Source organism: Delftia sp. Lp-1 (assembly GCF_020523835.1).
Taxonomy (GTDB): domain Bacteria; phylum Pseudomonadota; class Gammaproteobacteria; order Burkholderiales; family Burkholderiaceae_C; genus Comamonas; species Comamonas acidovorans.
This window is the reverse complement of the sequence record NZ_JAJALJ010000003.1, coordinates 161,652-181,549: the sequence shown is the minus strand read 5'-3', so window position 1 is coordinate 181,549 and position 19,898 is coordinate 161,652. Positions and strand designations below refer to the sequence as shown.

19 protein-coding genes are annotated in these 19,898 nt (G+C 68.4%); 8 read left to right on the top strand and 11 right to left on the bottom strand.

Annotated elements, in window-relative coordinates; all coding sequences use genetic code 11:
* Positions 1–75: 75 nt before the first annotated feature.
* The 4 genes from LGR64_RS21830 (at position 76) to LGR64_RS21815 (ending at position 3,751) form a co-directional block, all read left to right on the top strand.
* Positions 76–573 (top strand): hypothetical protein, encoded by a 498-nt coding sequence (locus tag LGR64_RS21830; RefSeq protein ID WP_141830894.1) that lies wholly within the window; start codon positions 76–78, stop codon positions 571–573.
* A gap of 323 nt (positions 574–896) precedes the next feature.
* Entirely contained in the window at positions 897–2,351 is a 1,455-nt protein-coding gene (locus LGR64_RS21825) for a SulP family inorganic anion transporter (RefSeq protein ID WP_230356995.1), read from the top strand.
* Positions 2,352–2,747: 396 nt separating this feature from the next.
* Entirely contained in the window at positions 2,748–3,056 is a 309-nt protein-coding gene (locus tag LGR64_RS21820) for a hypothetical protein (RefSeq protein WP_230356993.1), read from the top strand.
* Between the two features lie 2 nt (positions 3,057–3,058).
* A complete protein-coding gene (locus LGR64_RS21815) occupies positions 3,059–3,751 on the top strand; it encodes a hypothetical protein (protein WP_016449342.1) in 693 nt (230 codons plus the stop codon).
* Between the two features lie 33 nt (positions 3,752–3,784).
* On the opposite strand, the gene paaE is transcribed toward LGR64_RS21815, so the two are convergent.
* The 6 genes from paaE to paaK are packed head-to-tail and all read right to left on the bottom strand — an operon-like array spanning position 3,785 to position 8,933.
* A complete protein-coding gene (gene paaE, locus LGR64_RS21810) occupies positions 3,785–4,882 on the bottom strand; it encodes a 1,2-phenylacetyl-CoA epoxidase subunit PaaE (protein WP_141830902.1) in 1,098 nt (365 codons plus the stop codon).
* On the bottom strand, positions 4,879–5,448 hold the full coding sequence (gene paaD, locus LGR64_RS21805; RefSeq protein WP_141830904.1) for a 1,2-phenylacetyl-CoA epoxidase subunit PaaD: 570 nt from the start codon (positions 5,446–5,448) through the stop codon (positions 4,879–4,881). The genes paaE and paaD overlap by 4 nt, the downstream gene beginning before the upstream one ends.
* Complete coding sequence (paaC, locus tag LGR64_RS21800; RefSeq protein WP_141830906.1) at positions 5,448–6,230, bottom strand: 1,2-phenylacetyl-CoA epoxidase subunit PaaC; 783 nt, start codon at positions 6,228–6,230, stop codon at positions 5,448–5,450. The genes paaD and paaC overlap by 1 nt, the downstream gene beginning before the upstream one ends.
* 13 nt (positions 6,231–6,243) lie before the next feature.
* Complete coding sequence (gene paaB / locus LGR64_RS21795) at positions 6,244–6,549, bottom strand: 1,2-phenylacetyl-CoA epoxidase subunit PaaB (RefSeq protein ID WP_012202743.1); 306 nt, start codon at positions 6,547–6,549, stop codon at positions 6,244–6,246.
* Positions 6,546–7,568: a 1,2-phenylacetyl-CoA epoxidase subunit PaaA gene (paaA, locus tag LGR64_RS21790; RefSeq protein ID WP_012202742.1), complete on the bottom strand. Its 1,023-nt coding sequence runs from the start codon at positions 7,566–7,568 to the stop codon at positions 6,546–6,548. The genes paaB and paaA overlap by 4 nt, the downstream gene beginning before the upstream one ends.
* Positions 7,569–7,613: 45 nt before the next feature.
* A complete protein-coding gene (paaK, locus tag LGR64_RS21785) occupies positions 7,614–8,933 on the bottom strand; it encodes a phenylacetate--CoA ligase PaaK (protein WP_230356990.1) in 1,320 nt (439 codons plus the stop codon).
* A gap of 148 nt (positions 8,934–9,081) precedes the next feature.
* Between paaK and paaN the strand changes: the two genes are divergently transcribed.
* Positions 9,082–10,740: a phenylacetic acid degradation protein PaaN gene (gene paaN, locus LGR64_RS21780; protein ID WP_230356988.1), complete on the top strand. Its 1,659-nt coding sequence runs from the start codon at positions 9,082–9,084 to the stop codon at positions 10,738–10,740.
* A 15-nt stretch (positions 10,741–10,755) separates the two neighbouring features.
* Here the strand turns inward: paaN and LGR64_RS21775 are convergent, their stop codons facing one another.
* The gene (locus LGR64_RS21775) at positions 10,756–11,391 is read right to left on the bottom strand and encodes a TetR/AcrR family transcriptional regulator (RefSeq protein ID WP_012202739.1); all 636 of its coding nucleotides are present in this window, start codon (positions 11,389–11,391) and stop codon (positions 10,756–10,758) included.
* 191 nt (positions 11,392–11,582) lie between these two features.
* Between LGR64_RS21775 and LGR64_RS21770 the strand changes: the two genes are divergently transcribed.
* Together LGR64_RS21770 and LGR64_RS21765 are read left to right on the top strand one after the other, a co-directional pair.
* Positions 11,583–12,266, top strand: a complete 684-nt coding sequence (locus tag LGR64_RS21770; protein ID WP_013804635.1) for a LuxR C-terminal-related transcriptional regulator — start codon at positions 11,583–11,585, stop codon at positions 12,264–12,266.
* Between the two features lie 5 nt (positions 12,267–12,271).
* Positions 12,272–14,251 carry a sensor histidine kinase gene (locus LGR64_RS21765; protein ID WP_230356986.1) on the top strand — a complete coding sequence of 660 codons (1,980 nt, stop codon included), beginning with the start codon at positions 12,272–12,274 and terminating at the stop codon, positions 14,249–14,251.
* Here the strand turns inward: LGR64_RS21765 and LGR64_RS21760 are convergent.
* Positions 14,220–15,779, bottom strand: a complete 1,560-nt coding sequence (locus tag LGR64_RS21760; RefSeq protein WP_230356984.1) for a serine hydrolase — start codon at positions 15,777–15,779, stop codon at positions 14,220–14,222. The genes LGR64_RS21765 and LGR64_RS21760 overlap by 32 nt on opposite strands.
* Before the next feature lie 141 nt (positions 15,780–15,920).
* Positions 15,921–17,039 (bottom strand): tRNA 2-thiouridine(34) synthase MnmA, encoded by a 1,119-nt coding sequence (gene mnmA, locus LGR64_RS21755; protein WP_230356982.1) that lies wholly within the window; start codon positions 17,037–17,039, stop codon positions 15,921–15,923.
* Between the two features lie 102 nt (positions 17,040–17,141).
* On the opposite strand from mnmA, the gene LGR64_RS21750 reads away from it, so the two are divergent.
* Positions 17,142–18,068 (top strand): LysR substrate-binding domain-containing protein, encoded by a 927-nt coding sequence (locus LGR64_RS21750; RefSeq protein WP_061289044.1) that lies wholly within the window; start codon positions 17,142–17,144, stop codon positions 18,066–18,068.
* A 17-nt stretch (positions 18,069–18,085) separates the two neighbouring features.
* On the opposite strand, the gene LGR64_RS21745 is transcribed toward LGR64_RS21750, so the two are convergent.
* The gene (locus LGR64_RS21745) at positions 18,086–18,862 is read right to left on the bottom strand and encodes an enoyl-CoA hydratase (protein ID WP_230356981.1); all 777 of its coding nucleotides are present in this window, start codon (positions 18,860–18,862) and stop codon (positions 18,086–18,088) included.
* A gap of 11 nt (positions 18,863–18,873) precedes the next feature.
* Complete coding sequence (locus LGR64_RS21740; protein ID WP_230356979.1) at positions 18,874–19,869, bottom strand: Bug family tripartite tricarboxylate transporter substrate binding protein; 996 nt, start codon at positions 19,867–19,869, stop codon at positions 18,874–18,876.
* Between the last annotated feature and the right edge of the window lie 29 nt (positions 19,870–19,898).

The following is a 19,898-nucleotide window of genomic DNA, read 5'->3' as shown; positions in this document are numbered from 1 at the left end:
AGGTTCTTGAGCATCCAGACCCGCTTTCCCCGGAAAGCGGGTTTTTGTTTTTCCAGGCGCCCGACGACAAATCCCATGCCCCTGCCGCGTGCCAGAACCCTGTTGTGGAGTCTTGTCCTGTGCCTGCCGCTGGCCGTGTTCGGCTGGCTGGCTGCAGCCCTCTGCCTGATCTCGCAGGAGGACTACATGCCCGAGCCCGGCAGCTTCACCTACTACATCGGCATCTCGTCACTGGTGCGCCATGCGCCGCTGGTGGGTGCGCTGGGCAAGGCGGAGTACTTCGGCACCGTAGGCGACGGCAACAAGCCGCCACACGGCCTGGTGTCCTATGACGTGGAGTTCGCAAGCATTGGCCCCGCCACGCACGCCTTCGATGCCTACCTGCTCGGCAAAGGCTATTCCCGAACTGCGGACGACGAAACGCCCGGCCCCTCCTACGGCATGGGGCGGCGCGTTCGCCATGCCAGGTACACGGCGGCTTCGGACCAAGTCGTCTACGTGGAAGTGGTGCAGGCCTCATCGGCCGAGCAAGGCCCTGTGCGCTACCGCGCCACCATGGCGCACTACGACTGATTGCGGCCAGGGGTCCATCCCACGGCAGGCAGCACCCCCTCGTACAATCGCGCCCGTGATTTCAGTCCAACGGCACCGTCAACCAGGGGCTCGCCAAGCGCGCAGCCGCGATGCCGCACGCCTTCACAGCTTCACGCTGGCCCGCATCGCGCGCGGCTCGCAGAGCCGGCGCTCGGGCTGCACCCGCCTGGCGCCGCCGTAGCACGGCCGAACCGTACAAGCCGCCAGGTTTCGGGCATCGCCCGACGCCCGGCATGTTCATTCCCGTCTACAAAATCCTGCCCCGCCCTGCCACACCCAGCGCGGCGGGGCTGGCCATTTCCATGTCGAAACACCCCCATCCCTTTCGCGCCGAGTGGGCGCCCAGCATTCCGCGCGAGCTCATGGCCGGCGCGGTGGCCACCTTTGCGCTGATCCCCGAGGTCATCGCCTTCTCCTTCGTGGCCGGGGTCGATCCCGCCGTCGGGCTGTTCGCCTCCTTCATCATCAGCATCGTCATCGCCTTCACGGGCGCGCGCCCGGCCATGGTGTCGGCGGCTGCGGGCTCGGTCGCCCTGGTGGCCGCTCCGCTGGTGCATGCACATGGCGTGCAATACCTTTTTGCGGCCGGCATTCTTGCGGGGGCCGTGCAGATCCTGTTCGGCCTGCTGCGCCTGGGCGTGCTGATGCGCTATGTGTCGGGCTCGGTGCGCACGGGCTTCGTCAATGCGCTGGCCATCCTGATCTTCTCGGCCCAGATGCCGCACCTGATCGGCGCCAATGCCGCCACCTGGGCCATGGTGGGCGCCGGCCTGCTGATCATCTACGGCCTGCCCCGGCTGACCACGGCCGTGCCCTCGCCCCTGGTCTGCATCGTGGTGCTGACGGTGGCGGCGCAATGGCTCGACCTTCCCCTGAAGACGGTCGCCGACCTGGGCCTGCTGCCGGACGGCCTGCCCAGCTTCGGGCTGCCGCAGGTGCCGTGGTCGCTGGAGACGCTGCGCCTGATCGCCCTGCCCGCGCTGGCGATCGCCATGGTGGGATTGCTGGAGTCCATGATGACGGCCAGCGTGGTCGATGAACTCACGGACACGCCCAGCTCCAAGAACCGCGAGTGCAGCGGCATCGGCGTGGCCAACATCGCGGCCAGCCTGTTCGGCGGCATTGCCGGCTGCGCCATGATCGGCCAGACCGTGGGCAATGTGCGCTACGGCGGCCGGGGCCGGCTGTCCACGCTGTTCGCGGGCGCCTTCCTGCTCATCCTGATGGTGCTGCTCAAGCCCTGGGTGTCGCAGGTGCCGGTGGCGGCGCTGGTGGCCATCATGGTGATGGTGTCGGCCTCCACGCTGGACTGGGGATCGGCCCGCGCCCTGCTCAGGCATCCCAAGCTGTCCAGCGCCGTCATGCTGGCCACCGTGGTGGTCACCGTCGCCACGGACAACCTGGCCGCCGGCGTGGGCGTCGGCGTGCTGCTCAGCGGGGTGTTCTTCACCTTCAAGGTCTCAAGGCTGCTGTCCGTCGAGAAGAAGGAGGACGGCGCAGGCCTGACCTACCGCGTCTCGGGCCAGGTCTTCTTCGCCTCAGCCGACCTGCTGGTCGATGCCTTCGACGTGCGGGACATCGAAGGCCAGCCGGTGCGCATCGCGCTCGACAACGCCCATTTCTGGGACATCACGGCCGTCAATGCGCTGGACAAGGTCTGCCAGCGCCTGCGCAAGCACGGCAGCACGGTCGAGGTGACGGGCCTGAACGAACACGGCCGGGCACTGGTGTCGCGGCTGGATATCGGCATCGAGTAGGAAACCTGCCCCGGGCATGGTTTTCCAGCGCTGGCAGACCGCTTGCTTTCCTGGGGCAGACGCGGCCTGCTCTTTCGCAAAGAGAAATCCGTCAAATATCGAATGGGTCATTCAGAAATTTCTCTATTTCAAAAAGTTACTCTTTTGAAATAAAGATTTCAGCCCGCTCATTTAGGATCTGGACCGCTGTCACCTCCCCAAACCCGTCCCACCTCTTCCATGCGACTCAGATCCGTTATCTTGGGCCTTGTCCTCCTGGTCTTTGCCGCATCCGCATCCTGGTTGGCCGTGTATGGGTTTCTCATCTCCCAGGAGGACTACTCGCCTGAGCGGGGATCGCTCAGATATTACGTAGGCATCTCTTCCCTGATACGCAATGCGCCAGCGACAGGGACGATGGCGCAGCCCGCCTACTTCGGCTCCGTCGGTGATGGCAACAAGCCCCCGCAGTCCGAGATGACCTTCGAGACCAGCGCCAAGGACATCACCGAGGCCACTGCGGCCATCACCAGCTACCTGCGCCAGAAGGATTTCCACCAGAGATCCATCGATGCCGAAAATGCCGCCGCATCGTTTGTCCCCGAGGGAGATCGCCTTGTCCAATACGCGCAATACGCGTCATCGGCCGGCGAAGTTGCCGTACTGGCGGTCACCCAGGCAATGGCAACAGGCCTGTGCAAGGTCACGCTCACCCATTACGACTGAACATGTCCAGCAGATCCCACATACCCCGAAGACTCATCTATACCTGCAACTGCGGATGGATTGACCTGGGCCACCTCCAATCGGTCGAGAGCCATCGCAATCGCTACGCCAGTGCGGCCTATCTCTGGAAAGACATACTGCATGAGCGCGGCATCGGGATTCCCGGTCACTCCGACAGCCATCTGATTCAATACAAGCAATCCATGGGGCGCTTTGGCCTGACCCAGGAATTTGCCAAGTTCTATCTCGTCAAGAAAGGCCTGTCTCTTTCAGCGAAGCGCTCCGTGGCCCTGGCCATATTCATGGAGGTTTCCATGGGCTTCGAGAGCCTGCAGGCATCCATGTCGCTCCTCACAGACAGTGGATTCAGCCAGGAAGACCTCGTTTCCAACCTGATTGGCTTCTACATGGTCGTGCACGGGGCACTGGACTGGAAGAACCTGTGCAAGCCGGTTTCCACCGAGGCATCGCTGGCCGTCTGGGATGCCAACGGTCCCGTGGGAAGCCATAAAAACAAAGTCTTCCAGCCGCAGTTCCACGCCTGCGAGGAATGCAAGAGCAAGCACCATGTGCAGCTGCCGCGCTTTCCTTCCGCGTTTCAGTCCATACAGCCCGCATCCAAGGGTCTGCACTTCATCGAAGCATCTGATGGGCTGCCAGTGCCAAAGCACATGCTTTCGACACTGTTTCCCTGAGTCTTCCTGCCCTGCGCCAGAACGCAGGCGCCCTCACCGCTCATCGAACGACAGCACCACGCGCTCGGTCAGCGGATGCGCCTGGCAGGTCAGCACGAAGCCGCAGGCGACCTCGTTCTTGTCGAGGGCGAAGTTGCGCTCCATGCGCACTTCGCCCTCGACCACCTTGGCGCGGCAGGTGCCGCAGACGCCCGAGGTGCAGGAATAGGGCACTTCCAGCCCGGCCGAGGAGGCCGCGTCCAGGATGCTGGCCTGGCCGCGCGTGAAGGGGATCTCGCGCGAGAGGCCGTCGCGCACCAGGGTGATGCGGGCGGTGGCGGCGTCGCCGGGCTGGGCCTCGTGCACCACGGCGCCCACCGTGCCCTGGCCTGCGGCCGGCAGGGCCACGCCGAAGCGCTCGATGTGGATGCGCTCCTCGGGCACGCCGGCGGCCAGCAGGGCGGCCTCGGCCTCGTCGTTCATCTGGAAGGGTCCGCAGATGTAGACATGGTCGATGTGCGCGGCCGGCACCACGCCCTGCAGGAATTCGGCGATCTTGCTGCGGTCCATCACGCCCATGTTCAGCGGCAGGTCGGTGTGCTCGTCCGAGAACACATGCTGCAGCGACAGCCGCGACATGTAGCGGTTCTTGAGGTCCTCGATCTCCTCCTTGAACATGGTGGACTGCAGCTGGCGGTTGCCGTAGATCAGCGTGAAGCGGCTGGCGGGCTCGCGCGCCAGCACGGTCTTCATGATGGACAGGATGGGCGTGATGCCGCTGCCGCCGGCGACGCCCACATGGTGGCGCGCGGCCCCGGGCTCGATGGGCACGAAGAAGCGGCCCTGGGGCGCCATGACCTGCAGCGTGTCGCCGGGGCGCAGATGCTCGTTGATCCAGTTGGAGAACTGGCCGCCGCGCACCTTGCGCACGCCCACGCGCAGCTCGCCGTCATCCACGCCTGCGCAGATGGAGTAGCTGCGGCGCAGGTCCTGGCCGTCGATCTGGTGGCGCAGGGTCAGGTACTGGCCCTGGGTGAAGCCGAAGACCTCGCGCAGCGCGGGCGGCACGTCGAAGGAGACGACCACGGCCTCGGCCGTGTCGGGCGCAATGCTGCGCACGCGCAGCGGGTGGAACATCGTGGTCGTGGTCATATCGGCTTGAAGTGTTCGAAGGGTTCGCGGCAGTCCAGGCAGCGGTGCAGGGCCTTGCAGGCCGTGGCGCCAAAGGCCGAAAGCCGCTCGGTGTGCACGCTGCCGCAGTGCGGGCAGGCAACGGGCTCGGGCACGGCAATGCCCTGGCGGCGGCGCACCAGGCGGATGGGCGAGGTGCCTTCCGGCAGGCCGGCGTCGCCGCAGCGCCCGGGCGGCGCGATGCCGTACTCGCGCAGCTTGCGCCGGCCGTCGTCGCTGATCCAGTCCGTGGTCCAGGCGGGGGCGCGGCGCAGCACGGCGCGCGCGGGGCCCAGGCCCGCGGCCTCGATGGCCTCGAGCACGCTGCGCTCGATGACCTCGGTGGCGGGGCAGCCCGAGTAGGTGGGCGTGAGCACGATCTCCATGCCCTGGCCTTCGGGCAGGGCATGGACCTCGCGCACGATGCCCAGTTCGCAGACCGAGATCACGGGCACCTCGGGGTCGGGCACGTCCTGCAGCGCGGCCCAGGCCAGGCGCTCGCGCTCGGCCAAGGCAGATGTGACGGCCACAAGCCGTGCGGCAGCCATCACCACACCCCGCCCGGATAGGCGCGCTGCAGATGCTGCATCTCGGCCAGGATGAAGCCCATGTGCTCGCTGTGCACGCCGTTGCGGCCCGTGCTGCGAAAGGCGGATTCGGCCGGCATGCCCAGCGTGGCCTCCTGCAGCAGGGCGGCCATCTCGGCCTGCCAGGGCTCGCGCAGCTCGGACCAGGCCGGGCCCAGGCCGCTGGCGCGCGCGGCAGCGTCCGTGGCGTCGTCGGTGAACAGCTCGGCCGCATAGCGCCACAGCTGGGCCAGCGCCGCCTCCATGCGCTGGCGCGATTCCTCGGTGCCGTCGCCCAGGCGCACCACCCAGTCGCCCGCGTGCTGCTCGTGGTAGCGCGCCTCCTTGAGCGCCTTGCCGGCAATGGCGGCCAGCTCGGCATCGCTGGAGTGCACCAGGCGCTCCCACATCAGGCGCAGCCAGGTGGCGGCCATGGCGTTGCGCAGCACGGTGAAGGCGAAGTCGCCGCGCGGCAGCTCGGCCAGCGTGGCGTTGAAGTAGTCGCGTTCGTCGCGCAGAAAGGCGAGCTGGTCCTCGTCGTGCGCGCGGCCTTCGAGCTGGCCGGCGCGCGTGAGCAGCGCACGCGCCTGGCCGACGAGGTCCAGCGCCATGTTGGTCATGGCGATGTCCTCTTCGAGGATGGGCGCGTGGCCGCACCACTGGCCCAGGCGCTGGGCCAGGATCAGGCAGGTATCGCCCAGGCGCAGCAGGTACTGCACCTCGGGCCGGGCGTCGATGGCGATGGAGGAGGCGGAGGCGTTCATGGCAGCTCCCCGCTCACATGTGGTCCACCGAGGGCGGCAACTGGTAGAAGGTCGGATGGCGGTAGACCTTGTCCTGGGCCGGGTCGAAGAACATGTCCTTGTCGCCGGGGTCGCTGGCCACGATCTGGTCCGAGCGCACCACCCAGACGCTCACGCCCTCCTGGCGCCGCGTGTAGACATCGCGCGCCATCTGCAGCGCCATCTGCGGGTCGGCCGCATGCAGGCTGCCGCAGTGCTTGTGGTCCAGGCCGGCCTTGCTGCGGACGAAAACTTCCCACAGCGGCCATTCGTTGGTGATGTTCTGTTCGACGGCGGTCATGCGGCCTCCTTGCGGGTCTGGTTTCTCTGTGTCTGCTTGCGGGCATGGGCCAGGGCGGCCTCGCGCACCCAGGCGCCTTCGTCCCAGGCCTTGACGCGGGCGCCCAGGCGCTCGCGGTTGCAGGGGCCGTCTCCGGCGATCACGCGCCAGAACTCGTCCCAGTCGATGGGGCCATGGTCATGGGCCTGGCGCGCCTCGTTCCATTTCAGGTCGGGGTCGGGCAGGGTCACGCCCAGCACCTTGGCCTGGTCCACCGTGGCGTCGATGAACTTCTGGCGCAGCGCGTCGTTGGAGATGCGCTTGATGCCCCAGCGCATGGACTGCGCGCTGTTGGGCGACTGATCGTCGGGTGGGCCGAACATCATGATGGACGGCCACCACCAGCGGTTGACGGCGTCCTGCACCATGGCCTTCTGCGCCTCGGTGCCCTGCTGCATCATGGTCAGCAGCGCCTCGTAGCCCTGGCGCTGGTGAAAGCTCTCCTCGCGGCAGATGCGCACCATGGCGCGCGCATAGGGCGCATAGGAGCAGCGGCAGATGGGCACCTGGTTCATGATGGCCGCGCCGTCCACCAGCCAGCCGATGGTGCCCATGTCGGCCCAGGTCAGCGTGGGGTAGTTGAAGATGGAGCTGTACTTGGCCTTGCCCGTGTGCAGCGCGTGCAGCATCTGGTCGCGGCTGCTGCCCAGCGTCTCGGCGGCGGCGTAGAGGTACAGGCCATGGCCGCCCTCGTCCTGCACCTTGGCCAGCAGGATGGCCTTGCGCTTGAGCGTGGGCGCGCGGCTGATCCAGTTGCCCTCGGGCAGCATGCCGACGATCTCGCTGTGCGCGTGCTGGCTGATCTGGCGCAGCAGCGTCTTGCGGTAGTTGTCGGGCATCCAGTCCTTGGCCTCGATGAATTCGCCGGCATCGATGCGCTCGTCAAAGCGCTGCTGCAGGCGCATTTCGTCGGCCGAGCGCACGGCCTTGCCGCCATCGCCCGCTTCCTTGCCCATGGTGTCCATGGCCTGGGTATACATGTGCGATCTCCTTGAATGAAATGGTTGACGACGGCCGGCGGTGCCTCAGCGCGGCCGCTTGTCGTACACGCGCCGGGCCTTGCCGGTCTGCGTGCGCTCGATGGTGTCGGGATCGAAGACGCGCACCGCCGTGGAAATGCCCACCAGGGTCTTGATGCGCTGCTGCACCCACTGCGCGATCTCGCCGCGCTCGGCATCGCCCAGGCCGCGCCGCTGCGGCTGCAGCTCGCAGTGCACCTCGACGGTGTCCAGCAGGCCTTCACGGCTGATGTGCATCTGGTACAGGCCCGTGAGGCTGGCATTGGCCAGCACGATTTCCTCGATCTGGGTCGGAAAGACGTTGACGCCGCGGATGATCATCATGTCGTCGCTGCGCCCAACGATCTTGCCCATGCGCCGGAAGCTGCGCGAAGTCGGCGCCAGCAGCCGCGTCAGGTCCCGCGTGCGGTAACGAATGATGGGCATGGCTTCCTTGGACAGCGACGTGAAGACCAGCTCGCCCTCGCTTCCGTCGGGCAGCACCTCGCCCGTGTCGGGGTCGATGATCTCGGGATAGAAATGGTCTTCCCAGATCACCGGCCCGTCCTTGCTCTCCACGCATTCGCTGGCCACGCCCGGGCCCATGACTTCGGACAGGCCGTAGATGTCCACGGCATCCAGCCCCGCCTTCCCCTCGATCTCGCGGCGCATGGCCTCGGTCCAGGGCTCGGCGCCGAAGATGCCGATCTTGAGCGAGCTCTCGCGCGGGTCCAGGCCCTGGCGCTGCATCTCCTCCACGATCACCTGCATGTAGCTGGGCGTGACCATGATGATGTCGGGCCGGAAGTCCTGGATCAGCTGCACCTGCTTTTCGGTCTGCCCGCCCGACATGGGCACCACGGTGCAGCCCGCGCGCTCGGCACCGTAGTGCGCACCCAGGCCGCCCGTGAACAGGCCGTAGCCGTAGGCCACATGCACCATGTCGCCGGGCCGCCCGCCCGCCGCGCGGATGGAGCGCGCCACCAGGTTCGCCCAGTTGTCGATGTCATTCAACGTGTAGCCCACGACCGTGGGCTTGCCCGTGGTCCCCGAGGAGGCATGTACGCGCGCGACCTTCTGGCGCGGCACGGCGAACATGCCGAACGGGTAGTTCTCGCGCAGGTCCTTCTTGGTGGTGAAGGGAAAGCGGGCCAGGTCGGACAGCGTGCGCAGGTCGGACGGATGCACGCCCTTTTCATCGAAGGCGCGGCGGTAGTGCGGCACGTTGTCGTAGGCGTGCTGCAGCGACCAGCGCAGGCGCTGCAGCTGCAGCGAGGCGATCTCGTCGCGGCTGGCGGTTTCGATGGGGTCGAGTTCGCCGGGGGCGGGGCGCAGGTCTTTGTTCATCGGGGTTCTGGCGTCGTGAGGCAAGGGGTTCAGAATAATTGACCGACCGGACGGTAGGATTATAAGATGCAGCTTTCTTGAGCAACAAGGCTTGTTGTCCGGTACTAACCCTGATAGCGACGCCACATTCCAACCCAGGAGACATCCCATGCCCGCCCACGCCCTCTACGAACGCCACCGCCCCCTGCTCGACGACGCGCTGCAGGCCCTGTCCCGCCGGGGCCACTGGTCGCCCTTCCCCGAGGCGCCCTCGCCCAAGGTCTATGGCGAAACCGCCCAGGCCCAGGGCCACGCCGCCGTGCAGGCGCTGTTCGGCCAGGACTATCCGCTGCGCCAGCCCGGTGAATGCGCCCGCGTGGCCACCGAGCAGTCGCCCTATGGCGTGGCCCTGGACATCCGCTACCCCGAGTGCGATGCCCAGGCGCTGGTGGATGCCGCCCAGGCGGCCGAGCCTGCGTGGCAGGCGCTGGGACCCCAGGGCCGCACCGGCGTGCTGCTGGAGGCGCTGACGCGCATCCACCAGCGCAGCTTCGAGATCGCGCATGCCGTGATGCTGACCACGGGCCAGGGCGCGATGATGGCCTTCCAGGCCGGCAGCCCGCATGCCCAGGACCGCGCCCTGGAAGCCATTGCCGTGGCCTGGAAGGCCATGGCCGACGTGCCTGCCGAGGCCGTCTGGGAAAAGCCCCAGGGCAAGCATGCGCCCGCCGTGCTGCACAAGCGCTTCGAGATCGTGGGGCGTGGCGTGGCCCTGGTCATCGGCTGCGCCACCTTCCCGACCTGGAACACCTACCCGGGCCTGTTCGCCGCGCTGGCCACGGGCAACCCCGTGATCGTCAAGCCCCACCCCAACGCCGTGCTGCCGGCCGCGCTCACCGTGAGCGTGCTGCGCGATGTGCTGACCGAGCAGGGCCTGGACCCCAACCTCGTGACCCTGGCCGTGAGCGACAAGCCCGAATTGACCCAGGCCCTGGCCACGCATGCGGCCGTGGCCTCCATCGACTTCACGGGCGGCAATGCCTTCGGCCAGTGGCTGCAGGCGCATGCGCCGCAGGCACGCCTGTATGCCGAGATGGCCGGCGTGAACCTGGTGGTGATCGAGTCCACCGATGCCTACGCAGGCATGCTGCGCAATCTGGCCCTGTCACTGTCGCTGTACAGCGGCCAGATGTGCACCACCACGCAGAACCTGCTGATTCCGGCCGGCGGCATAGAGACTGACCAGGGCCACAAGAGCTTCGAGCAGTTCGGCGCCGATCTGGCCGCCGCCATAGACCAGTTGCTGGCCGATCCCAAGGTGGCCTTCACCGTGCTGGGCGCCATAGGCTCTGCGCAGACCGTGGAGCGCGTGGAACAGGCCGCCACCGTGGGCCGCGCCGTGCGCGCCTCGCAAAAGCTCACCCATCCCGAGTACCCGCAGGCCGAGGTGCGCACGCCCGCGCTGCGCGCGCTGGACGTGGCGGACGCTGCCATCTACGAGCGCGAATGCTTCGGCCCCGTCTCCTACCTGGTGGCCGTGCCCTCGGCCCAGGCCGCGCGCGAGCTGGCCGAGCGCAGCGTGCGCGCGCATGGCGCGATGACGCTGGGCCTGTACTCCACGGATGCGGCCTTCGTCGATGCCGTGGCGGCCTCGGCGCTGCGCTCGCGCGTGGCCCTGTCCATCAACCTCACGCAGGGCGTGATGGTCAACCAGTCGGCAGGCTTCTCGGACTTCCACGCCACGGGCGGCAACCCCGCGGCCAATGCCAGCTACACCACGCTGGCCTTCGTGGCAGACCGCTTCGTGGTCGTGCAGCGCAGGTGGTAAGGAACCGGGCCGAGCCTAGGCCTGGCGGGCCTTGCGCGGCTTCTTGCCATCCGGCACGCTGACCGCGCGCACGCCGCCGAAGAACAGCTGGGACACCATGGTGCCAATGGCGTCATGGTCCAGCGTTCCACCCGGCTTGAGCCAGGTGAAGGTCCAGTTGATCATGCCGAACAGCAGCATGGCCAGGGGCTTGCCCAGGGCGCTGTCGGCGGGCTCGCCGCGCACCTGGGCAATGGTCTGCGCAAAGGCCGCGACCACGCGGCGCTCCACGTCCAGGATGCGCTGCTGGTCTTCCTCGCGCAGAAAGCGCACGTCCTCGGTCAGCACGCGGTGGGCATTCTGGGCCTGGGCGTACTCCTGGCCGAAGCCGCGGATCAGCGCATGCAGGCGCTGCTCGGGATCGGCATGGGCCTGCAGGGTGTCGTTGACCAGGGCTTCGAGACGCAGCACATGCTCTTCGGCAATGCGCACGGCCAGGTCGTGCTTGTCGAGCACATAGTGGTAGAGCGTGGCCTTGGAGACGCCGCAGGCCGCAGCCACCTCGTTCATGGAGGTGCCCGCATAGCCGCGCTGCGCGAACAGCTGGGCGGCGTGGGAGAGGATCATTTCACGCTGGCCATCGTAGCCAGCAGGGTCACGTACGCGTGCCATGCGGCGGCGTCCTTTCGGTAGGTGTCGTTGCCAGGGTCCGCCCGTGCGGCCCGGGCCGGAATTATGGACGGCGCAGCGGCGCGCGCCCCCGCGATTACCAGTTTTCAGGGATATGCAAAGATGCGGGCTTCGCCCACAGTCGGGCGGCCATCCTGCCCCTTTTTACGCCCGCCGCTGCGCACGCCTTTTCCATGCCCGCCCACCTGCTTGTCCCAGAGTCCACGCTTCCGGCCCCGGTGCTGGTGGTGGAGGACGAGCCGCTGATCCGCCAGCGGCTGCAGTCCGTGCTGGGCCAGCTGGGCTACACGCCCGATGCCCTGCTGTTCGCCGGCTCCCTGGCCCAGGCCCGCGCCTGCCTGGCCGAGCCCGTGGCCCTGGCCCTGGTGGACCTGGGCCTGCCCGACGGCAGCGGCATCGACCTGATCGCCGAGATGCGCAGCGCAGACCCGGCCGTGGGCATCCTGGTGATCTCGGCCTGGAGCACGGAGGATGCCATCCTCGCGGCGCTGCGCGCAGGCGCCACCGGCTATGTGCTCAAGGAGCGCGACGACCTGGAAGTGTCGCTGTCCATCCGCAGCGTGCTGCGCGGCGGCGCCCCCATCGACCCCTTCATCGCGCGCCGCGTGATCGCCGAGCTGCAGGGCGCGGCACCCGCCACGCCGGAGAGCAGCGGCACCGAGTCCACGCTGAGCGCGCGCGAAAGCCAGATCCTGCGCCTGGTGGCCGATGGCCTGACCAACCGCGAGATCGCCGAGCAGCTGCACCTGTCGCGCTACACGGTGGAATGCCACATCAAGCACATCTACCGCAAGCTGGCCGTGTCCTCGCGCACGCGCGCCGTCAACACGGCACGCGTGCGCGGATTGCTGGGCTGACGGCCGTGGGCGGGTGGCGCCGGTGGTTCGGCCCGGTGCGGCACTTCGCTCTGGGCCAGGCCCTGGGCCTGGCGGTCCTCCTGTGCAGTACCTGCGCCTTGGCCCAGGCCTGCCTGCCGCAGATCCTGTCCATCCAGTCCGCCAAGGCGGCAGGCCTGGGGCCGCCGCCCATCGCCAGCGCGGTACGCGACTGGCACAGCGTGACCCTGCCCGACCACTGGCTGGACCGCTGGCCCGGCTACAGCGGCGCCGTCTGGTACCGCATCGACTGGCAGCGCGGCTGCGCTCACCCCGCTGCCGCTTCTGCCACCGCTCCCGCCGCCGATTCCGTGGCGCTGGCCCTGCACTCCATGGTCATGGCCGGCGAGGTCTTCGTGAACGGCGACCTGCTGTGGCGCGACCGGCACCTGGCCGAGCCCCTGTCGCGCAGCTGGAACATGCCGCGCTTTTGGCTGCTGCCCGAATCCGCCCTGCATGCGGGCACCAACAGCGTGTGGATACGCGTGCACGGCCTGGCCGAGCAGACGCCGGGCCTGGGCGAGGTGCGCCTGGGCGAGCCCGAGGCGCTGCGCCAGTGGCACGAGCAGACCTGGTGGGACCAGCGCACGCTGTTTGCCATGAACATCGTGGTCTCGCTGGTGCTGGGCGTGCTGTTCGCCTTTGCCTGGCTGCAGCGGCGCGCCAGCAAGGCCTTTGGCTGGTACGCGCTCAATGCCTTCTGCTGGGCGCTGTTCCTGGCCAATATCCTGGCCACCGAGGCCTGGCCCTTCCCCGACACCCTGGCCGTGGCACGCGGCAACCTGCTGGTCTTTTTGCTGTTCGGCCAGAGCTTTTGCCTGTTCACCTGGCGCTTCGGCAGGCTGCACCTGCCCCGGCTGGAAAAGCTGCTGTGGGCGCTGACGCTGGCCGGCATGGCCGCCGCCATCTTCGCGCCCTGGTGGCTGGTGGACGGCGTGCTGCACATCGGCCTGGTGTACTTCGGCATCTGCGTGGCCGTGTCGCTGCACTTTCCGCTGCACGCCTGGCGCACGCGCGAGCCGGGCCACCTGGTCTACGCGGCCTGCCTGCTGGTCTTCCTGTGCGCGGGCCTGCACGACATGCTGGCGCTCAAGAAGGTGATTGGCCCCGCCACGCCCTGGATGCCCTATACCGCGCCGCTGACCATGCTGGCCCTGTCCATGGTGCTGGGCCGCCAGTTCGTGCTCAGCATGCGCCGCATCGAACAGTTCAACCAGGAGCTGACCGACAGCGTGGCGCGTGCCTGCGACGAGCTCGGCGGCACGCTGGCGCGCGAGCATGCGCTGGCGCTCAGCCACTCGCGGCTGCAGGAACGGATGCAGCTGGCGCACGACCTGCACGACAGCCTGGGCGGCTCCCTGGTGCGCTCCATCGCCATGGTGGAGCAGGCCGGCACCCCCATGCACAACCGCCAGTTCCTGTCCGTGCTCAAGCTGCTGCGCGACGACCTGCGCCAGATGATCGACAGCGGCACCAGCGTCTCCGTCACCGTGCCGGACACGCCCCAGGCCTGGATCGCGCCGCTGCGCCACCGCTTTGCCAGCCTGTTCGACGCGCTGGACATGCAGTCCGACTGGCAGGTGCCGGCCGCCTGGCCGCAGCCGCCCGGTGCGCTGCAGTGCCTGGCGCTGACGCGCGTGCTGGAGGAAGCGCTGGCCAATGTGATCAAGCACAGCCGCGCCCAGTGCGTGCAGGTGCAGCTGCAGTGGCCCGAGCCGCATTGGCTGATGCTGCGCATCACCGACGACGGCGCAGGCTTTGCCGTGGCCGCCGTGCAGCAGGCCGGCATGGGCGTGGGCCTGCGCAGCATGCAGGCGCGGCTGCAGCGCCTGGGCGGCCATCTGGACATGGATTCAGAACCCGGCGCCACCGTGCTGGCCGCCTGGCTGCCCGTGCCCGGCGATCACCTGCACAACGGCGCGGAGCAGGCCACCCTCAGCGGGAAAAGCGCCCTATCCCCGCACTGACGCCGGCCGGCGTCAGCACATCGTCGAAATACTCCAGCGTGAGCTGGTTGCCGTCGAACGTGGCCTTGGACAGGCTGCCCGGCGAATCGCCCTCGGGCACGAAGCTGAAGACTTCGCCATCCCAGTGGCTGAGCAGCATGCGCTGCGAACCCAGGCTGACCTGCAGCCCCCCGCCACCCGTCTGCAGGCTGACCTGGGCCGGTCCGTAGAAGCGGTTGGCGTAGCTGCCCACATAGGCGCCCAGCGGCCGGGGCGGGCGGGGAAAGCTGGGCCGGGTCTTGCCCACCAATTCGCCATGCGGCTGCATGATGGGTGCCAGCCGCTTGGTCCAGATGCTCTCCCAGTCCTGGCGCTGGCGGCCCCATTCGACCTGCTCCAGGAACTGCGAGACCACGATCTCGGGCACGCCGATGGGCATGCCGTTGGTCAGCACCACGATGCCCAGCTTGAGCTCGGGCATGACGGTGAAGCTGGTCGCGCTGCCCGTGCCGAAGGCGCCCGAGTGGCTGTAGGTGGTGCGCCCCGCCTCGGACACGCCCACGTTGAAGCCGAAGCCGTAGTAGCGGGCGGGCTCGCCGCTGCCGGCCGGCGACTGCAGCATCTGCGGCGACAGCGCCGTGCGCAGCGCCTGCGCATCGACCACCTGGCGGCCCTCGAAGCGGCCCTCGTCCAACAGCATGGTCATCCAGCGCGCCATGTCGCGCACCGTGGAGCTGACGCCGCCGGCGGCCGACTGCGCATCGGGCCGGCGCACCGGCCCTGCCTGCCACACGCCGTTGACGCGCAGGTGGCCGGCCGCGCGGTTGGCGCGCGCCTCGAAATCGGCAAACAGCGAACTGGTCTGCGTCATGCCCAGCGGGCCGTAGACGGCCTGCTGCGACAGCGCCGCCCAGGACTGGCCCGCGATGGCGGCCACCGCCTCGGCGCCCGTGGTCAGGCCGAAGTTGCTGTAGGCGTACTGGGTGCCCACGGGCCGCAGCGGCAGGTAGCGCAGGCGCTCCAGAATCTGGCGCTGGCTGTAGCCCAGCTCCTCCAGCGCATCGCCGGCCTGGCCGGGCAGGCCCGAGCGGTGGGCATACATGTCGCCCACGGTGATGCGCTGGGCGGCGTCGGCGTCCTCCAGCGTCCACCAGGGCAGGCCCTGCTGCACGCGCGTGTCCCAGGACACGCGGCGCTGGCCCACCTGCTGCGCCACCACGGTGGCGCCCACGGACTTGGAGACCGAGGCGAGCTGGAACACCGTGTCCGCATCCACGGCCAGCGACGAGCCCAGACGGCGCACGCCCATGCCCTGGGCATAGACCAGGCGGCCTTCATGCACCACGGCCACGGCCACGCCGGGCACGCCCGTGCGCCGCATCTGCGCGCGCACCTGGCCGTCGAGTTGATCGAGCGCACGCTTGACGCGGTCCGTCACGGGCGGATCGATGGGATCACCCCAGGACACCTCGCCGTTGCATCCGGCCGTGGCCACGGCGCCCAGGGCCGCTCCCAGAAAATGCCGGCGCGCAAGAATCGATGAAGCCATAGGGTCTCCTGTGGTGCTGTCGTGAAGAACAAAAGGAAAAAGAAAAAGGGGCGGTTGTGCCGCCCCCCGTGACGATAGCAAAACGCGCCGGGCCGAATCCTGCCCGGCGTCAATCCGCATCAGTGCCGCGTCAGTGCTGCATCAGTGCGGATCCACCGCCGCGATGATGCCGCCGCCCAGGCACACGTCGCCGTCGTAGAGCACGGCCGACTGGCCGGGCGTGACGGCCCATTGCGGCTCGGGGAAATCCAGCCGGAAGCCCTCGGGCGTGGCGCCCGAGATCAGGGCCGGCGAGTCGGGCTGGCGGTAGCGCGTCTTGGAGCCGTAGGCCTTGCCCTCGGCGGGCGCGTGGCCGGCCACCCAGCTGACCTGGTCGGCCAGCAGCGACTGCGACAGCAGCCAGGGGTGGTCATGGCCCTGCACCACGCGCAGCGTGTTGGTGTCGAGCTCCTTGCGCGCCACGAACCAGGGCTCATGGTCGCCGCCGCCGCGCGGCGCGCCCTTTTCCTTGACGCCGCCGATGCCCAGGCCCGAGCGCTGGCCCAGCGTGTAGAACGACAGGCCCACATGCTTGCCCAGCTTGCGGTTGCGGTCGTCGAGGATGTTGCCGGGCTCCTTGCTGATGTAGCGGTTCAGGAAGTCGCGGAACGGCCGCTCTCCGATGAAGCAGATGCCCGTGGAGTCCTTCTTCTTCGCGTTGGGCAGGCCGATCTCCTCGGCAATGCGGCGCACCTCGGTCTTCTTCAGCTCGCCCACGGGGAACATGGACTTGGACAGCTGTGCCTGGTTGAGGCGGTGCAGGAAGTAGCTCTGGTCCTTGGCCGGGTCCAGCCCCTTGAGCAGCTCGAACAGCTGCGTGTCGGGGTTCTGGCGCACGCGGGCGTAGTGGCCCGTGGCGATCTTCTCGGCGCCCAGGCGCATGGCGTGGTCCAGGAAGGCCTTGAACTTGATCTCGGCATTGCACAGCACGTCGGGGTTGGGCGTGCGGCCGGCCTGGTACTCGCGCAGGAACTCGGCGAAGACGCGGCCCTTGTACTCGGAGGCGAAGTTCACATGCTCGATCTCGATGCCGACCACGTCGGCCACGGCGGCGGCATCGACGAAATCGACATTGGACGAGCAGTATTCGCTGTCGTCGTCATCTTCCCAGTTCTTCATGAAGATGCCGACCACTTCATGGCCCTGTTGCTTGAGGAGATGGGCCGTGACAGCGGAGTCCACACCGCCCGACAGGCCCACCACGACGCGGTGTTTAGTCATGGCAGCGATTATCCCAGCGCCCTTCAAAGGCTGCGCGCCACGGGCTTTGCAGCCCTGCGCCAGCAGGAATAATGGCCCTCTTGCCCCCTAGGAAACGCCCGCATGCGCTACGACCTGACCGATCTGAAGCTGTTCATGGCCATCGCCCAGGCCGGCAATCTCTCGCGTGCCAGCCAGGCGCGGCACCTGACGCCCTCGGCCGCCAGCCAGCGGCTGCGCAATCTGGAGCAGGCCCTGGGCTGCCAGCTGTTCACGCGCGAGCACAAGGGCATGCGGCTGACCGAGGAAGGCCACGCCATGCTCGAGCATGCGCGCGGCGTGTTCGCTGCCATCGACGGCATGGAGGCCGAGGCCGCCCTGCTGGGCAGCAGCCTGCAGGGCAAGGCAACGCTGGCGGCCAACAGCTCCTCGCTGCACGGCTTCATCGGCCCGCACATCGGCGAGTTCCTGACCGCCTTTCCCGAGGTGAACCTCACCCTGGTGGAGCAGACCAGCGAGACGATTGCCGCCAGCGTGGCCGAGGGCGAGGCCGACCTGGGCGTCTACGCGGGCGAGCCCATGGCGGGCGCCGTGGCCTGCGAAACCTTTGCGCTGGACCGCCTGGTGGTGATCGCCCCGCCCGGCCATCCGCTGGTGCCCCAGCCGGGCGAGAGGCCAGACGACGGCGAAGGCCCTTCCTGCCGCTTCTTCGACACCCTGTCCCATGCCTTCGTGGGCATGGCACTGACCAGCAGCAACTATGCCTTTCTGCGCGAGCTGGCCAAGCGCCATGGCCGGCCGCTGCGCTGCCGCATCCACGTGGATGATTTCACCTCCATCGTGCGGCTGGTCTCGCAGGGCGTGGGCCTGGCCATCATTCCGCACAGCATCTACCGCAGGCTCGGCACTGCGCATGCGGTGGCCTGCCTGTCGCTGGAGGAAACCTGGGCACGGCGCCCGCTGCAGTTGGTGCGCTCCAGCGAACGGCCGCTGACGCCCACCGCGCAGCGGCTGCGCAGCTTTCTGAAAGGGCTGGCCGACAAGGCCTAGCCCGGCCCGGCCTGGGTTCAGTGCTGGGCCTGGGCCTTGGCCTGCTTGCGCTCCAGGAAGGCATTCATGTGATGCTGCGGCTCGCCCGTGTTGAAGGCCGCGCCGAACTCGGCCACGCTGTCGGTGATGGCCGAGTCCACGCCCATGCCCTCCCAGCGGCGCAGCAGGCGCTTTTGCTGGCGCAGCGCCTCGATGCCGATCTCGCCCAGCCCCTCGGCAATCTGCGCGATGCGCGCATCGAGCTGGTCGCCGGGCACGCATTCGTTGAGCAGGCCCCAGCGCTCGGCCTGCAGGGCGCCGATGTTCTCGCCCGTGAGCAGCAGCCAGCTGGCGCGCGTGCCGCCGATCTGCGCGGGCATCATGGCCGCGTGGATCACCGAGGGAATGCCGACCTTGACCTCGGGCATGCCCACCACGGCATCATCGGCCGCGATGCGCAGGTCGGCCGCCATGGCCAGCTCCAGCCCGCCGCCCAGCGTATGGCCCTGCAGCCTGGCGATCACGGGCACGGGGAAATGCCGCACCGCGTTGCACAGGTCGCGCAGCCCGCTGATGAAGGCGCGTGCCGAGGCGGCGTTGAGCGACGCCATCTCGCGGATGTCGGCCCCCGCCACGAAGGCGCGCGTGCCCGATCCGCGCAGCACCAGGCAGTGCAGATCGGGGCGCTCGGCCAGCTCGGCCAATTGCGCGGTCAGCGCGCGGATCACGGGCGTGCCGAGGATGTTCAGCGGCCCGCCGCCGGTGATGGTGAGCACGGCGGTCTGCGGGGTGGGAAAGGTCACTTGTGCATGCACGGCAGATCTCCTCAAAGTTTCTCGAATCCGATGTCGCGGATCAGCTGGGACCAGGCGCGGTTGGAGCGCTCCACCGTCTGCCTGAACTGCGCAGGCTCCTGGAAGTCCACGACGGCGCCCTGCTGCTCGATGGTCTTGATCAGCTCGGGCTTTTGCAAGGTCTTGCGCATGGCTTCGCTGAGCCTGGCAAGAATGGCGGGATCGAGCCTGGCAGGCGCGCCCAGGCCGTACCAGGACATGTCGTTCATGGGCTTGAGCCCGGCCTCGGCATAGGTGGGCACGCCGGGCAGGGCCGGCAGGCGCACGGGGCTGGACACGGCCAGGGCACGCAGCTGGCCGCCTGCGATCAGCGCGCCCGAGGACGGCATGTTGTCGAACACCACATCGAGCTGCCCCGCCATCAGGTCGTTGAGCGCCGGCCCCAGGCCCTTGTAGGGCACATGGGTGAGGGTGGTGCCCGTGGTGCTGCCGAACAGCGCACCGCTCAGGTGGCTGAGCCCGCCATTGCCCGAGGAGCCGTAGTTGAGCCGGCCCGGCGCGGCGCGCGCCGCGTCGCTCACATCCCTGGCGCTCTTGTAGGCCGAGCCTGCGCTGACCACCATCACGCCCGGCACATTGGCGATGTTGGTGATGGGGGTGAAGTCCTTCACCGGGTCATACGCGGGCTTGGCGTAGACGTTGGGATTCACGGCATGCGAGCTCTCCACCATCATCACCAGGGTGTAGCCGTCGGCCGGCTGCTTGGCCGCATAGGCCGAGCCCGTGCTGCCGCCCGCGCCGGGGCGGTTTTCCACCACCACGGGCTGGCCCAGCGTCTCGCCCAGGTAGCGGGCCGCCACGCGCGCGATCACATCGGTGGCGCCGCCCACCGCATAGGGCACGACCAGGCGTACGGGCCGCTCGGGATAGCTTCCTGACCCTGCTGCCCCTGCTGCATATGCCAGCGGCAGCGCCGCCAGCGCGGCGGCTGCCACGGCGGCCTTCAGTGCTTTCATGCGTTTCGTCATCCTTGTCTCCTTCTTGGCTTGTCGATGTC

What these genes read in the sequence shown, in the direction of transcription:
- paaC (WP_141830906.1), bottom strand. Translation starts at nt 6,230, where the DNA reads ATGAACGCCTCCGCCTCCTCCATCGCCATCGACGCCCGGCCCGAGGTG.
- LGR64_RS21775 (WP_012202739.1), bottom strand. Translation starts at nt 11,391, where the DNA reads ATGGCACGCGTACGTGACCCTGCTGGCTACGATGGCCAGCGTGAAATG.
- LGR64_RS21815 (WP_016449342.1), top strand. Translation starts at nt 3,059, where the DNA reads ATGTCCAGCAGATCCCACATACCCCGAAGACTCATCTATACCTGCAAC.
- mnmA (WP_230356982.1), bottom strand. Translation starts at nt 17,039, where the DNA reads ATGACTAAACACCGCGTCGTGGTGGGCCTGTCGGGCGGTGTGGACTCC.
- paaN (WP_230356988.1), top strand. Translation starts at nt 9,082, where the DNA reads ATGCCCGCCCACGCCCTCTACGAACGCCACCGCCCCCTGCTCGACGAC.
- paaK (WP_230356990.1), bottom strand. Translation starts at nt 8,933, where the DNA reads ATGAACAAAGACCTGCGCCCCGCCCCCGGCGAACTCGACCCCATCGAA.
- paaB (WP_012202743.1), bottom strand. Translation starts at nt 6,549, where the DNA reads ATGACCGCCGTCGAACAGAACATCACCAACGAATGGCCGCTGTGGGAA.
- paaA (WP_012202742.1), bottom strand. Translation starts at nt 7,568, where the DNA reads ATGTATACCCAGGCCATGGACACCATGGGCAAGGAAGCGGGCGATGGC.
- paaE (WP_141830902.1), bottom strand. Translation starts at nt 4,882, where the DNA reads ATGACCACGACCACGATGTTCCACCCGCTGCGCGTGCGCAGCATTGCG.
- LGR64_RS21820 (WP_230356993.1), top strand. Translation starts at nt 2,748, where the DNA reads ATGGCGCAGCCCGCCTACTTCGGCTCCGTCGGTGATGGCAACAAGCCC.
- paaD (WP_141830904.1), bottom strand. Translation starts at nt 5,448, where the DNA reads ATGGCTGCCGCACGGCTTGTGGCCGTCACATCTGCCTTGGCCGAGCGC.
- LGR64_RS21750 (WP_061289044.1), top strand. Translation starts at nt 17,142, where the DNA reads ATGCGCTACGACCTGACCGATCTGAAGCTGTTCATGGCCATCGCCCAG.
- LGR64_RS21740 (WP_230356979.1), bottom strand. Translation starts at nt 19,869, where the DNA reads ATGACGAAACGCATGAAAGCACTGAAGGCCGCCGTGGCAGCCGCCGCG.
- LGR64_RS21825 (WP_230356995.1), top strand. Translation starts at nt 897, where the DNA reads ATGTCGAAACACCCCCATCCCTTTCGCGCCGAGTGGGCGCCCAGCATT.
- LGR64_RS21830 (WP_141830894.1), top strand. Translation starts at nt 76, where the DNA reads ATGCCCCTGCCGCGTGCCAGAACCCTGTTGTGGAGTCTTGTCCTGTGC.
- LGR64_RS21770 (WP_013804635.1), top strand. Translation starts at nt 11,583, where the DNA reads ATGCCCGCCCACCTGCTTGTCCCAGAGTCCACGCTTCCGGCCCCGGTG.
- LGR64_RS21760 (WP_230356984.1), bottom strand. Translation starts at nt 15,779, where the DNA reads ATGGCTTCATCGATTCTTGCGCGCCGGCATTTTCTGGGAGCGGCCCTG.